This is a genomic window from Kitasatospora sp. NPDC101801, from assembly GCF_044766665.1.
Classification (GTDB): Bacteria; Actinomycetota; Actinomycetes; order Streptomycetales; family Streptomycetaceae; genus Kitasatospora.
Map to the genome: position 1 here is coordinate 137,193 of NZ_JBIWML010000006.1, position 12,532 is coordinate 149,724.

At 71.2% G+C, this 12,532-nt stretch carries 13 protein-coding genes; 10 read left to right on the forward strand and 3 right to left on the reverse strand.

Going from position 1 to position 12,532, the window contains the following annotated elements:
• The first annotated feature begins 177 nt into the window (after window positions 1–177).
• Window positions 178–1,437, forward strand: coding sequence for a choice-of-anchor A family protein (locus tag ACIRPK_RS11065; protein WP_403036116.1), 1,260 nt, complete (start codon window positions 178–180; stop codon window positions 1,435–1,437).
• A 170-nt stretch (window positions 1,438–1,607) separates the two neighbouring features.
• A complete protein-coding gene (locus tag ACIRPK_RS11070; RefSeq protein WP_403036119.1) occupies window positions 1,608–2,168 on the forward strand; it encodes an LAETG motif-containing sortase-dependent surface protein in 561 nt (186 codons plus the stop codon).
• Here ACIRPK_RS11070 and ACIRPK_RS11075 read toward each other — a convergent pair whose 3' ends face one another.
• Entirely contained in the window at window positions 2,169–2,933 is a 765-nt protein-coding gene (locus ACIRPK_RS11075; protein ID WP_403036122.1) for an ABC transporter permease, read from the reverse strand. It lies immediately after the preceding gene.
• Window positions 2,930–3,853 (reverse strand): ABC transporter ATP-binding protein, encoded by a 924-nt coding sequence (locus ACIRPK_RS11080; protein WP_403036125.1) that lies wholly within the window; start codon window positions 3,851–3,853, stop codon window positions 2,930–2,932. The genes ACIRPK_RS11075 and ACIRPK_RS11080 overlap by 4 nt, the downstream gene beginning before the upstream one ends.
• A 354-nt stretch (window positions 3,854–4,207) precedes the next feature.
• On the opposite strand from ACIRPK_RS11080, the gene ACIRPK_RS11085 reads away from it, so the two are divergent.
• Genes ACIRPK_RS11085 through ACIRPK_RS11120 form a run of 8 tightly spaced genes read left to right on the forward strand, consistent with a single transcriptional unit; the run spans window position 4,208 to window position 10,986 of the window.
• The gene (locus tag ACIRPK_RS11085; RefSeq protein ID WP_403036362.1) at window positions 4,208–5,047 is read left to right on the forward strand and encodes a helix-turn-helix transcriptional regulator; all 840 of its coding nucleotides are present in this window, start codon (window positions 4,208–4,210) and stop codon (window positions 5,045–5,047) included.
• Window positions 5,044–6,459, forward strand: a complete 1,416-nt coding sequence (gene sufB / locus ACIRPK_RS11090) for a Fe-S cluster assembly protein SufB (RefSeq protein WP_350669887.1) — start codon at window positions 5,044–5,046, stop codon at window positions 6,457–6,459. Before ACIRPK_RS11085 ends, sufB begins: the two co-directional genes overlap by 4 nt.
• Before the next feature lie 56 nt (window positions 6,460–6,515).
• A complete protein-coding gene (gene sufD, locus ACIRPK_RS11095; RefSeq protein WP_403036128.1) occupies window positions 6,516–7,748 on the forward strand; it encodes a Fe-S cluster assembly protein SufD in 1,233 nt (410 codons plus the stop codon).
• A 4-nt stretch (window positions 7,749–7,752) separates the two neighbouring features.
• Window positions 7,753–8,070, forward strand: coding sequence for a bifunctional 3-phenylpropionate/cinnamic acid dioxygenase ferredoxin subunit (locus tag ACIRPK_RS11100; protein ID WP_057240322.1), 318 nt, complete (start codon window positions 7,753–7,755; stop codon window positions 8,068–8,070).
• Window positions 8,071–8,076: 6 nt separating this feature from the next.
• Window positions 8,077–8,841, forward strand: a complete 765-nt coding sequence (sufC, locus tag ACIRPK_RS11105; RefSeq protein WP_403036131.1) for a Fe-S cluster assembly ATPase SufC — start codon at window positions 8,077–8,079, stop codon at window positions 8,839–8,841.
• Window positions 8,838–10,109, forward strand: coding sequence for a cysteine desulfurase (locus ACIRPK_RS11110; protein ID WP_403036134.1), 1,272 nt, complete (start codon window positions 8,838–8,840; stop codon window positions 10,107–10,109). The genes sufC and ACIRPK_RS11110 overlap by 4 nt, the downstream gene beginning before the upstream one ends.
• A 14-nt stretch (window positions 10,110–10,123) precedes the next feature.
• Window positions 10,124–10,570: a Fe-S cluster assembly sulfur transfer protein SufU gene (sufU, locus tag ACIRPK_RS11115; protein ID WP_403036137.1), complete on the forward strand. Its 447-nt coding sequence runs from the start codon at window positions 10,124–10,126 to the stop codon at window positions 10,568–10,570.
• Window positions 10,571–10,590: 20 nt separating this feature from the next.
• Entirely contained in the window at window positions 10,591–10,986 is a 396-nt protein-coding gene (locus ACIRPK_RS11120; protein ID WP_403036140.1) for a metal-sulfur cluster assembly factor, read from the forward strand.
• Between the two features lie 216 nt (window positions 10,987–11,202).
• Here ACIRPK_RS11120 and ACIRPK_RS11125 read toward each other — a convergent pair whose 3' ends face one another.
• A complete protein-coding gene (locus tag ACIRPK_RS11125) occupies window positions 11,203–12,528 on the reverse strand; it encodes an MFS transporter (protein WP_403036142.1) in 1,326 nt (441 codons plus the stop codon).
• Between the last annotated feature and the right edge of the window lie 4 nt (window positions 12,529–12,532).

Sequence of the window (12,532 nt, forward strand, 5' to 3'; positions counted from 1 at the left end):
ACCCTCCGACCGGGCGTCCGGCCACGGGTCTGCGCGACGCCCGCCCGCCCGGCCCGTCGGGCAAAACGGATCTGTCGGACAGAAACGGACATTGGTCTTGACCAATGCCGGGGGTGATCGACAGAGTGCGGCCTGAGCCATACCTGTTTGGCCGCACCTACAGCGGAGATCCTGCACATGCGCATATCCGTACCCGCCGCCGCGCTCGCGCTCGGTGGCTCCCTCGCCCTCGGCGCGCTGGTCGCCCCTGCGGCCCTCGCCGTCCCGGCCGCCGAGAACTGTCGCACCTTCGGCACGGCCAACCTCTACGGCGAGTTCATCGAGGGGAACGACACCCACACCCCCGACGCCGAGGGCGCGGTCGCGATCGGCGGCAACGCCGACTTCACCGGCGGCTTCTCGGTCGGCAACGAACTGACCGCCGACCAGGTCGCCAAGCTCCCGGGCGGCAACGCCCTGGTGGTCGGCGGCAACCTGACCGGAAACGTCCAGGTGATGAAGGGCAACGGCGTCTACGCCGGCACCCTCAACGGCAAGGCCGAGGCGCACGCGGGCACCGTCACCAAGGGCGCCTCGCCGATCGACTTCGCGGCCGAGTTCACCAAGCTGCGCTCGCTCTCCGCCGAGCTGGTCAAGCCGGGTGCGGGGACGATGTCCCTGGACGGCGGCAAGCTGACCCTGACCGGTACGGACGCGACGCTGAACAGCTTCGTCCTCCCGAAGCACATGCTCACCGGCGCCAAGGAGTTCTTCCTCAAGGTGCCGGCCGGCTCCGTGACGGTGATCAGCTCGGTGGAGGACGCCTACGACCAGGACCAGGCCGGCACCACCGGCTTCTTCCTCTGGGACGAGGCCACCAAGAGCTACCTCAACGACGACAAGCTGCAGAGCGCGGCCGGCGGGAAGATCCGCGAGAAGCTGCTCTGGAACTTCCCGAACGCCACCAAGGTGACCAAGAAGAGCGGCAACGCCTGGCCGGGCAGCGTGCTCGCCCCGAACGCCGCCTTCGACCTCGGCAGCGGCGGCCCGGTGAACGGCTCGGTGATCGCCAAGTCGCTGACCGGCAAGGGCGGTGCGGAGACCCACCACTACCCGTTCACCGGCTGCCTGCCGACCACCGTGGTCGAGACCACCCCGCCGGCCACGCCGTCCGCGAGCCCCAGCGGCACGCCGTCCGGCAGCCCGTCGCCGAGCCCGAGCGGTTCGCCCACCCCGAGCGGCAGCGGTTCGCCGACCCCGGGTGGTAGTGGCAGTCCGTCCGCCTCGGCGCCCGGCACGCCCGCCCCGAGCCCGTCGGCCCCCGGCAACGGTGGCGGCGGTCTGGCCTTCACCGGCGCGAGCGGCATCCTGCCGCTGACCGTCGGTGGCGTGCTGGTGCTCGGCGCCGGCGTCGGCATCGCGGTGGCCGCCCGCCGTCGTGGCGCCCGCCGGGCCTGACGCCCCGGCAGCACGGTACGCACACCCGCCGATCGCTCCTGATCGGCGGGTGTGCGTTTTTCGTCAAGTCCGGCAGGTCGTCGGCCGACCGCGGGTAGAGTCCGCCCCCGAAGGTCCGTACGAGGGTCAAAGCCCTTGTCGGACAAGGACGTTCGGGAGGGAAGAACACGATGGCAAGGCTGCGCGGAATACCCGGCGGGCTGCTCGCGGGCGCGGTGGGGCTGGGGGCGCTCACCCCGCTGCTGCTGGCCGGCAGCGCGGCGGCGCACACCTCGGAGTGGACGCTGAGCTGCGACAAGGTCAGCATCAGGGTGGCCAGCTACAACCCGCAGTTCACCAACCGGATCACCCTCACGGTGGATGGCGAGAAGCTGCTGGACAAGAAGGAGTTCGGCGCCTCGTTCAGCCAGGACTTCCCGGTCAAGGCGCACACCGCGGACCTGCCGGTGGTGCTCACCATCACCACCGACGAGGAGCCGAAGAGCCCGGTCACCAAGACCGGCACGGTCACCCCCTGCCCGCCGCCGTCGCCCTCCCCGACACCGACGCCGCCGAAGGTCACGCCCACCCCGACCCCCTCGGTGAGCAAGCCGGCCCCGCCGAAGCCGACCGGCCCGCAGCTGGCCGAGACCGGCGGCGGCAGCAACGCCGGGCTGATCGCTGCGGCCGGTGGCGGGGTGCTCGTCGTCGGCGGCGCACTGGTGTTCCTCACCCGTCGCCGCTCGCGCTAGTCACTCCCAGCGGAAGAACCGGGCCGCCAGGCCCAGGCCGACCGCTGCCCAGGCGCCGAGGATGCCCAGGTCCGCCCAGGGCATCCCGGCGCCGTCCTGCAGGACGGTCCGCAGCCCGTCCGAGAGCGCGCTGATCGGCAGCAGCTCCAGCACCGGCTGGACCGCCGCCGGGAACTTCGACAGCGGGACGACCACGCCGCCCGCCAGCAGCAGCAGCACGAAGACCAGGTTGGCCGCGGCCAGCGTGGCCTCCGCCCGGAGCGTGCCCGTCATCAGCAGCCCGAGGCCGGAGAACGCGGCGGTGCCCAGCACCAGCAGCGCCGCCACCGAGAGCGGGCTGCCCTGCGGCGACCAGCCCAGGCCGAGCGCGATCACCGAGAGCAGCGCCACCTGGAGCAGCTCGGTGACCAGCACGCAGCCGGTCTTCGCGGTCAGCAGCGCCCAGCGCGGCAGTGGGCTGGCACCCAGGCGCTTGAGCACGCCGTAGCGCCGCTCGAAGCCGGTGGCGATCGCCTGCCCGGTGAACGCGGTGGACATCACCGCCAGCGCCAGCAGCCCCGGCGCCAGAAAGTCGACCCGCTTGCCGGGCCCGGTCACGTCCACCACGTCCACCGCGCTGAACAGCACCAGCAGCACGGTCGGGATCACCACGGTGAGCAGCAGCTGCTCCCCGTTGCGCAGCAGCATCTTCGTCTCGAACGCGGTCTGCGCCAGCAGCATCCGGCCGACCGGCGCGGCGCCGGGCCTGGGTTCGTACGTGGTCATCGGAGCTCCCGGCCGGTCAGTTCGAGGAAGACGTCTTCGAGGCTGCGCCGACGCACCGTCAGGCGTTCGGGCATCACCCCGACCGAGGCGCACCAGGCGGTGACGGTGGCCAGCAGCTCGGGCCCGAGCGGGGCCTCCACCCGGTACGAGCCGGGGGCCGGCTCGGTGGCCGAGGCGCCGTCCGGCAGCACCTTGTGCAGCGAGCCGAGGTCGAGCCCGGCCGGGCCGTCGAAGTGCAGGCTGCTCTCCGAGCCGCCCCGGCAGAGCTGCTCGACGGTGCCCCCGGCGATCACCCGGCCGCCGTCCACGATCGCCACCTCGTCGGCCAGCTGCTCGGCCTCGTCCAGGTGATGGGTGGTCAGCACCACGCTCACGCCGTCCCGGCGCAGGTCGCGGACCAGCTCCCAGGTGGCCCGGCGGGCCTGCGGGTCGAGCCCGGCGGTGGGCTCGTCCAGGAAGACCAGCTCCGGGCGGCCGACCACGGCCATCGCCAGGGCCAGCCGCTGCTGCTGGCCGCCGGAGAGCCGGCGGTAGGTGGTCCGGCCGCAGGAGCCGAGGCCGAGCCGCTCGACCAAGGCGTCCACGTCGAGCGGGTGGGCGTGCAGCCTGGCGGTGTGCCGGAGCATCTCGACCGCGCGGGCGCCGGGGTAGACGCCGCCGGCCTGGAGCATCACGCCGACCCGGGGGCGGAGCGCGGCGGCGTCGGCGACCGGGTCGAGGCCGAGCACCCGGACCGTCCCGGCGTCGGGGCGGCGGAAGCCCTCGCAGGTCTCGATCGTGGTGGTCTTCCCGGCGCCGTTCGGCCCGAGCACGGCGGTCACGGTGCCGCGCCGGACGGTCAGGTCGAGCCCGTCCACCGCCGTCTTCGGCCCGTACCGCTTCACCAGGCCGGTCACCTCGACCGCAGGTTCGCTATCCATGCCCCGGAGTCTATGAGGCGACCCGCAGCGGTCTCCCGGTGCCCGTCGGGCTCGCGGTGGTTGGGGTGCGCACCTCGCCGGCCTCTCGTCGGTCGCCGATGCTCCGCACGGGGGCTCTCCCCCGGCCTTCGGCCTGGAGCGGCCCCTTTTCGACGCAGCCGAGCCACCGCGCGCCGATCCGACGGGAACCGGGAGACCGCCCCTACCACCCCTACCGAGGGCCGGGTCGATCGTCTGCCCAGGTCAGGCGACTGGTCAGGTAAGGCTTACCTGCGTGATTGACGCCACCGATGCGTCGTGGATCACGGGTTGTCCCTCTGGAATGAATTACGCAACAATCGTGTTGTGAAAAACATGCGCGAGTACGCCCGGAAGCCGGAGGCCGAGTCGGCCCCCGGTTCTGTGCTGCCCGCAGGCGAGGGGGACGGCCACCGGGCCACCCGGGACAGGGTCGCCCGGTCGATCCTCGACCACGGTCCCTCCTCCGCCGCCGACCTGGCCACCCGGCTGGGTCTGACCTCCGCCGCGGTCCGTCGGCACCTGGACGGGCTGGCCGCCGCAGGGCTGGTGGACGCCCGTGAGCAGCGGGTCTACGGCAGTCGTGGCCGGGGCCGCCCGGCCAAGGTCTTCGCGCTCACCGAGTCCGGCCGGGACGCCTTCTACCAGGCGTACGACCAGCTCGCGGCCGACGCGCTGCGCTGGATCTCCGAGGCGGTCGGCGGCGGCAAGGCGGGCGAGGAGGCGGTCACCGCCTTCGCCCGGGCCCGCTTCGGCCGCCAGGGCGAGCGCTACCGCGACGCGCTGGAGCAGGCCGGGGAAGGCACCCGGGCGGAGGCGCTCGCGCAGGCGCTGAGCGCCGACGGGTACGCTGCCACGGTGCGGCGAGTGCCCTCGGGAGCCTCTCCGGCGGCTCCGGCCGGCGCCCAGCTCTGCCAGCACCACTGCCCGGTCGCGCACATCGCCGAGCAGTTCCCGCAGCTCTGCGAGGCGGAGACCGAGGTCTTCTCCCAGCTCCTGGGCACCCATGTGCAAAGGCTGGCCACCATCGCCCACGGCGACGGGGTCTGCACCACCTATGTGCCGGCACCCGGTGCCGCATCGTCAGCAGGCGTCCGCCCGCTGCCCGGTGCAGTGCCGACTGCCGGTACGTCTACTCCATCCGAACCTGCGTCCGCGCGGAGGAACCTCGCATGACTGACACCGTTTCGCACCCCGAGCTCGATGGTCTCGGCACCTACGAGTACGGCTGGTCCGACCCGGACGCCGCCGGTGCCGCCGCCAAGCGCGGGCTGAGCGAGGAGGTCGTCCGCGACATCTCGGCGAAGAAGTCCGAGTCGGAGTGGATGCTCAACCTGCGGCTCAAGGGCCTGAAGCTGTTCGGCAAGAAGCCCATGCCCACCTGGGGCTCGGACCTCACCGGCATCGACTTCGACAACATCAAGTACTTCGTCCGCTCCACCGAGAAGCAGGCCGAGTCCTGGGAGGACCTGCCCGCCGACATCAAGGCGACGTACGACAAGCTCGGCATCCCGGAGGCGGAGAAGCAGCGCCTGGTCGCCGGTGTCGCCGCGCAGTACGAGTCCGAGGTGGTGTACCACCAGATCAACGAAGAGCTCGAGGCTCAGGGTGTGATCTTCATGGACACCGACACGGCGCTCAAGGAGCACCCGGAGCTCTTCAAGGAGTACTTCGGCACCGTCATCCCGACCGGTGACAACAAGTTCGCCGCGCTGAACACGGCGGTCTGGTCCGGCGGCTCGTTCATCTACGTGCCGAAGGGCGTGCACGTCGAGATCCCGCTGCAGGCCTACTTCCGGATCAACACCGAGAACATGGGCCAGTTCGAGCGGACGCTGATCATCGTCGACGAGGACGCCTACGTCCACTACGTCGAGGGCTGCACCGCCCCGATCTACTCCTCGGACTCGCTGCACAGCGCCGTGGTCGAGATCATCGTCAAGAAGGGTGGTCGGTGCCGCTACACGACCATCCAGAACTGGTCGAACAACGTCTACAACCTGGTCACCAAGCGCGCCGTGGCGTACGAGGGCGCGACCATGGAGTGGGTCGACGGCAACATCGGCTCCAAGGTCACCATGAAGTACCCGGCCGTCTACCTGATGGGCGAGCACGCCAAGGGCGAGACCCTGTCGATCGCCTTCGCGGGCGAGGGCCAGCACCAGGACGCCGGCGCCAAGATGGTGCACATGGCGCCGAACACCTCCTCCAACATCGTCTCCAAGTCGGTGGCGCGCGGCGGCGGCCGGACGTCCTACCGCGGTCTGATCGAGATCGGTGAGGGCTCCAAGGGCGCCAAGTCCAACGTGCTCTGCGACGCGCTGCTGGTCGACACCATCTCCCGCTCGGACACGTACCCGTACGTGGACGTCCGCGAGGACGACGTGTCGATGGGCCACGAGGCCACCGTCTCCAAGGTCAGCGAGGACCAGCTCTTCTACCTGATGAGCCGTGGCATGACCGAGTTCGAGGCGATGGCGATGATCGTCCGTGGCTTCGTCGAGCCGATCGCGCGTGAGCTGCCGATGGAGTACGCGCTGGAGCTCAACCGGCTGATCGAGCTGCAGATGGAGGGCTCCGTCGGCTGACCGGCCGCACGCAGTCCACCACCGCATCCCTGAGGAAAGAGAGCAACACGACAGCCATGGCTGACGTTCAGAACACCACCGGCTCGACGACCGCCGGTTCGATCGAGGTCGGCACGGCCGGAGCCGGTGCCCAGCTGGCCGGGCCCGGCACCGGCCGGGCCACCGTGCAGCAGCCGATCGACGCCCGCGTGGCGGTCAAGCCCTCGTACGACGTGACCGACTTCCCGGTGCCGACCGGCCGCGAGGAGGACTGGCGGTTCACGCCGATGCACCGCCTCCTCGGCCTGCACGACGGCACCGCGGCCGAGGGCGCGGCGGGCACCGACAAGGTCGAGCTCGGGCTGCCCGAGGGCGTCACCGCCGAGACCGTCGGCCGCGACGACGCCCGGCTCGGGAAGGCCGGCAAGCCGGTCGACCGGGTCGCCGCGCAGGCGTACAGCGCCTTCACCCAGGCACTGGTCGTCACGGTGCCGCAGGACGCCGTGCTCACCGAGCCGGTGAAGATCGACGTGCACGGCGAGGGCGGTGTCGCCTTCGCCCACGTGCTGATCGAGGTCAAGCCGTTCGCCGAGGCGGTCGTGCTGCTCAACCACACCGGCTCAGGGGTCCGTGCCGCCAACGTCGAGCTGGTCGTCGGCGACGGCGCCAAGCTCACCTTCGTCTCGGTCCAGGACTGGGACCGGGACGCGGTGCACGCCGCCCAGCAGACCGCGCTGATCGGCCGGGACGCCTCGCTCAAGTCCGTCGTGGTCACCTTCGGCGGCGACCTGGTCCGGCTGCACCCGCGGGTCAACTACGCGGGCCCCGGCGGCGAGGCCGAGCTGTACGGCCTGTACTTCGCGGACGCCGGCCAGCACCTGGAGCACCGCCTGGTGATCGACCACGACACCCCGCACTGCCGGTCGAACGTGGTCTACAAGGGCGCGCTGCAGGGCAAGGACGCGCACGCGGTCTGGGTCGGCGACGTGCTGATCCGTGCCGCCGCCGAGGGCACCGACACCTACGAGCACAACCGCAACCTGGTGCTCACCGACGGTGCCCGGGTCGACTCGATCCCGAACCTGGAGATCGAGACCGGCGAGATCGTCGGCGCCGGCCACGCCTCCGCGACCGGCCGCTTCGACGACGAGCAGCTCTTCTACCTCCAGTCCCGCGGCATCCCGGCCGACGACGCCCGCCGTCTGGTGGTCCGCGGCTTCTTCGCCGAGCTGGTCCAGCAGATCGGCGTCGCCGAGATCCAGGACCAGCTGATGGCGAAGATCGAGGCCGAGCTGGAAGCGACGGTCTGACCCGATGACCTTTCTCCGAGCCTGCTCGCTGGCCGACTTGGCGGAGGACACCCCCAAGCGCGTCGAGCTGAACGGCGTCCCGGTGTCGATCGTCCGCACCGAGGGCGAGGTGTTCGCGATCAACGACATCTGCTCGCACGCGAACGTCTCGCTCTCCGAGGGCGAGGTCGAGGACTGCGCGATCGAGTGCTGGCTGCACGGCTCCAGCTTCGACCTGCGCAGTGGCAAGCCCTCGGGCCTGCCCGCGACCAGGCCGGTCCCCGTCTACCCCGTAAAGATCGAAGGGGACGATGTGCTCGTCTCCGTCAACCAGGAGTCCTGAGTACATATGGCAACGCTTGAAATCCGTGACCTGCACGTCTCCGTCGAGACCGAGAGCGGCCCCCGCGAGATCCTCAAGGGCGTCGACCTGACGGTCAAGCAGGGCGAGACCCACGCCATCATGGGCCCGAACGGCTCCGGCAAGTCCACCCTGGCCTACACGCTGGCCGGTCACCCGAAGTACACCGTCACCAGCGGCTCGGTGCTGCTGGACGGCGAGGACGTGCTGGAGATGACCGTCGACGAGCGCGCCCGGGCCGGCGTCTTCCTGGCCATGCAGTACCCGGTCGAGGTCCCCGGCGTCTCGGTCTCCAACTTCCTCCGCACCGCCGCCACCGCGATCCGCGGCGAGGCCCCCAAGCTGCGCACCTGGGTGAAGGAGGTCAAGGAGGCGATGGCCACCCTCCAGATGGACCCGGCCTTCGCCGAGCGGAACGTGAACGAGGGCTTCTCCGGCGGCGAGAAGAAGCGCCACGAGATCCTCCAGCTGGAGCTGCTCAAGCCGAAGATCGCGATCCTCGACGAGACCGACTCCGGCCTCGACGTCGACGCGCTCCGTCAGGTCTCCGAGGGCATCAACCGGGTCGCCTCCTCCGGCGAGGTGGGCACCCTGCTGGTGACCCACTACACCCGCATCCTGAAGTACGTCAAGCCCGACTTCGTGCACGTCTTCTCGGCCGGCCGGATCGTCGAGTCCGGTGGCGCCGAGCTCGCCGACAAGCTGGAGAACGAGGGCTACGCGGCATACGTGAAGGGTGGCGCTTCCGAGTGACGACCCATGACTCGGCGCTGGCCGAGGCACAGGAGTTCGGCGACGCGCTCCGCAAGGACTTCCCGATCCTGCAGCGGGTGCTGCACGACGGCAAGCCCCTGGTCTACCTGGACAACGCGGCGACCTCGCAGAAGCCCCAGCAGGTGCTCGACGCGCTGAACGGCTACTACGAGCGGCACAACGCCAACGTGCACCGCGGCGTGCACGTGCTGGCCGAAGAGGCCACGGCGCTGTACGAGGGTGCCCGCGACAAGGTCGCGGCGTTCGTCAACGCGCCGAGCCGGGACGAGGTGATCTTCACCAAGAACGCCTCCGAGTCGCTCAACCTCGTTGCCAACATGCTGGGTTGGGCCGAGGAGCCGTACCGCGTCGACGCCGACGCCGAGGTGGTCATCACCGAGATGGAGCACCACTCCAACATCGTGCCGTGGCAGCTGCTCTCGCAGCGCACCGGCGCGAAGCTGAAGTGGTTCGGCCTGACCGACGAGGGCCGGCTCGACCTGTCGAACATCAACGAGCTGATCAACGAGAAGACGAAGATCGTCTCCTTCACGCTGGTCTCCAACCTGCTCGGTACCGTCAACCCGGTCGAGGCCATCGTCCGGCGGGCCCAGGACGTCGGCGCGCTGGTGCTGATCGACGCCTCGCAGGCGGCCCCGCACATGGTGCTGGACGTGCAGGAGCTGGGCGCCGACTTCGTCGCCTTCACCGGTCACAAGATGCTGGGCCCGACGGGCATCGGCGTGCTGTGGGGCCGGCAGGAGCTGCTGGAGGACCTCCCGCCGTTCCTCGGTGGCGGCGAGATGATCGAGACCGTCACCATGGGCGCCTCGACCTACGCCCCGGCCCCGCACAAGTTCGAGGCGGGCACCCCGCCGATCGCCCAGGCGGTCGGACTCGGTGCGGCCATCGACTACCTGTCGAACATCGGTATGGAGCGGATCGCCGCGCACGAGCACACCATCACCGAGTACGCGGTGCGGCGACTGCTGGAGGTCCCCGACCTGCGGATCATCGGCCCGCGCGACGCCGTGGACCGGGGTGCGGCGATCTCCTTCGTGCTCGGCGACATCCACCCGCACGACGTCGGCCAGGTGCTCGACGAGCAGGGCATCGCGGTCCGGGTCGGCCACCACTGCGCCCGGCCGGTCTGCCTGCGGTACGGAATTCCGGCCACCACCCGGGCGTCGTTCTACCTGTACTCGACGCCGGCCGACGTCGACGCACTGATCGACGGCCTGCACCACGTCCGGAACTTCTTCGGCTGAGGGGTGAGCGCGGAATGAAGCTCGACTCGATGTACCAGGAGATCATCCTGGAGCACTACAAGAACCCCCACGGCAAGGGGCTGCGGGACGGCGACGCCGAGGTGCACCACGTCAACCCGACCTGCGGCGACGAGATCACCCTGCGGGTGCGGCTCGACGGCGCCGTGGTGGCCGACGTCTCGTACGAGTCCCAGGGCTGCTCGATCAGCCAGGCCAGCGCCTCGGTGCTGAACGACCTGGTGGTCGGCAAGTCCGTGGGCGAGGCGCAGGCGATCCAGGAGGCCTTCCTGGAGCTCATGCAGAGCAAGGGCAAGGGCGTGGGCGACGAGGAGGTGCTGGAGGACGCGGTCGCGTTCGCCGGTGTCTCCAAGTTCCCGGCCCGGGTCAAGTGCGCGCTGCTGAGCTGGATGGCCTGGAAGGACGCCACCGCCAAGGCGCTCGCCGAACACCCCGCCGTCTGACGACCCTTAAGGAAACACTCATGAGCGACACCGAGGCCGGCACCCCGGCCGAGGCGGCGGCGCCCTCGACCGAGGGCCCGACCGTCATCGTCGGCACCACGGCCGGCACCGTCTCCGTCGAGGACCTGACCGAAGCCCTGATGGACGTCGTCGACCCCGAGCTGGGCATCGACGTCGTCAACCTGGGCCTGATCTACGGCATCCACATCGACGAGTCCGACGTGGCCACCATCGACATGACCCTCACCTCGGCGGCCTGCCCGCTCACCGACGTGATCGAGGACCAGGCCAAGACCGCCACCGACGGCCTGGTCCAGGACCTCCGGATCAACTGGGTCTGGATGCCGCCGTGGGGCCCGGACAAGATCACCGACGACGGCCGCGACCAGCTCCGCGCGCTCGGCTTCAACGTCTGACCGGACGTCACAGAAAGGCCCGGCTCTCCGCTACCGCGGAGGGTCGGGCCTTTTCTGCGTGCGGGGTGATGCCTTCAGGTGCGCGGGGAACGGCGCGAACCGGAAGGCGGACCACCTGAAGCCGGGCTCGGTGAGCCGGTTGCCCGTGCTGCCCTGCCGTAGCGCGCCCCGCGGCGGAGGCGCAGCTGTGACGAGTCCCGCGCCCCTGGGGCGGCCCTACGCGGGCTTGCGCAGGACCGCCCCCGCGAGGCCGAGGCAGGCGGCAGCCGCGACGCAGGCGAAGCCGCTGACGGCCGGGAGCAGCCCGTACCGCTGGGTCAGCGCGCCGACGGCGACGATCGGGAGGGAGGAGCCGAGGTAGACGATGACCCAGAGGGTGGAGAGCTCGCTGCCGCGCCGTTCCGGGTTCATGGCGGCGACGGCGGTGGTGAAGAGCGAGCGGAAGGCCACGCCCTGGCAGGAGCCGCCGAGCACGCTGCCGAGGAAGAGCAGGGCCGGGGTGCCGGTGTAGAGGGCGGTGACCACCAGGGCCAGGCCGGTCGCCAGGCCGGCCATGCCGAGGGCGATCACCAGCCGGTCGGCGGTGGGCGGCACCAGCAGCTGGGCGGTGGCGGAGGAGCCGAGCAGCAGGGCGGCCACCACCGCGCCGGTCAGCGAGGAGGTGGTGCCGAGCAGCTTGGCCGAGAAGGCCGGGGCCAGGCTGAGGTAGACCCCGAAGACCGCGTACGAGGCGAAGCCCGCGCCGGAGGCGAGCAGGAACTCGCGGCGCCCGGTGCGCGGCAGCCGCAGCCGCTGCGGGCGCAGGTGGGCGGGGGTGGTGATGCGCGGCGGTGCGGCGGGCGGCCGCTGTCGTCCGGGCATCCTGGGGTGCACCAGGGCGAGCGGGACGCAGAGCGCCAGCAGCCCGATGGCGTGCAGCAGGAACGGCGTCAGCAGCGGGTGCTCGCCGGCGGAGAGGGTGGCGCCGACCACCGGGCCGAGGGCCACCCCGCCGGCCGAGCAGGCCAGGGTGAGTTTGGCGGCCAGCGTCGGGTGGTCGGGCAGCAGGTCGCCGAGCGCGGCGCCGGCCGCGCCGGTGGCGAAGCCGACCGCGACGCCCTGGACGGCCCGGCCGAGGGCCAGCTGCCAGAAGCTGCCCGCGGTGGCGAACAGCACGTCGCCACCGGCCGCCAGGGCCACGGCGGGCAGGATCATCGCGCGCCGGCCGAGGTGGTCGGACCAGTGGCCGACCGCCGCCAGCACCGGGACCAGGGCGAAGACGTAGACGGTGAAGAGGACGGTGGTGTCGAGCGCGGTCAGGCCGAGCTGCCGCTGGAGCACCGGGTAGATCGGGGTGGCCAGGTTGGCGCCGATCAGCAGGAGCAGCAGGGCGGCGGCCACCAGGCCGACGCGGATGCCGCGCAGCGCGTTCCAGCGGCTGATCGCGGCGAGCTGGAGCTGCGTCCGTGGTGCGAGCTCCAGGGGGAGCAGGGCCTCCGAGAGTCGGCGTCCTTCGAACTGTGCGGTGGACAGTCGGGCGCCGGCAGGGGAGAGGTCCGCCATGGCA

Bases quoted from the DNA above. Each gene is read 5' to 3' on its own strand.
- ACIRPK_RS11065 (WP_403036116.1), top strand. From the start codon at position 178: ATGCGCATATCCGTACCCGCCGCCGCGCTCGCGCTCGGTGGCTCCCTC.
- ACIRPK_RS11070 (WP_403036119.1), top strand. From the start codon at position 1,608: ATGGCAAGGCTGCGCGGAATACCCGGCGGGCTGCTCGCGGGCGCGGTG.
- ACIRPK_RS11075 (WP_403036122.1), bottom strand. From the start codon at position 2,933: ATGACCACGTACGAACCCAGGCCCGGCGCCGCGCCGGTCGGCCGGATG.
- ACIRPK_RS11080 (WP_403036125.1), bottom strand. From the start codon at position 3,853: ATGGATAGCGAACCTGCGGTCGAGGTGACCGGCCTGGTGAAGCGGTAC.
- ACIRPK_RS11085 (WP_403036362.1), top strand. From the start codon at position 4,208: ATGCGCGAGTACGCCCGGAAGCCGGAGGCCGAGTCGGCCCCCGGTTCT.
- sufB (WP_350669887.1), top strand. From the start codon at position 5,044: ATGACTGACACCGTTTCGCACCCCGAGCTCGATGGTCTCGGCACCTAC.
- sufD (WP_403036128.1), top strand. From the start codon at position 6,516: ATGGCTGACGTTCAGAACACCACCGGCTCGACGACCGCCGGTTCGATC.
- ACIRPK_RS11100 (WP_057240322.1), top strand. From the start codon at position 7,753: ATGACCTTTCTCCGAGCCTGCTCGCTGGCCGACTTGGCGGAGGACACC.
- sufC (WP_403036131.1), top strand. From the start codon at position 8,077: ATGGCAACGCTTGAAATCCGTGACCTGCACGTCTCCGTCGAGACCGAG.
- sufU (WP_403036137.1), top strand. From the start codon at position 10,124: ATGAAGCTCGACTCGATGTACCAGGAGATCATCCTGGAGCACTACAAG.
- ACIRPK_RS11120 (WP_403036140.1), top strand. From the start codon at position 10,591: ATGAGCGACACCGAGGCCGGCACCCCGGCCGAGGCGGCGGCGCCCTCG.
- ACIRPK_RS11125 (WP_403036142.1), bottom strand. From the start codon at position 12,528: ATGGCGGACCTCTCCCCTGCCGGCGCCCGACTGTCCACCGCACAGTTC.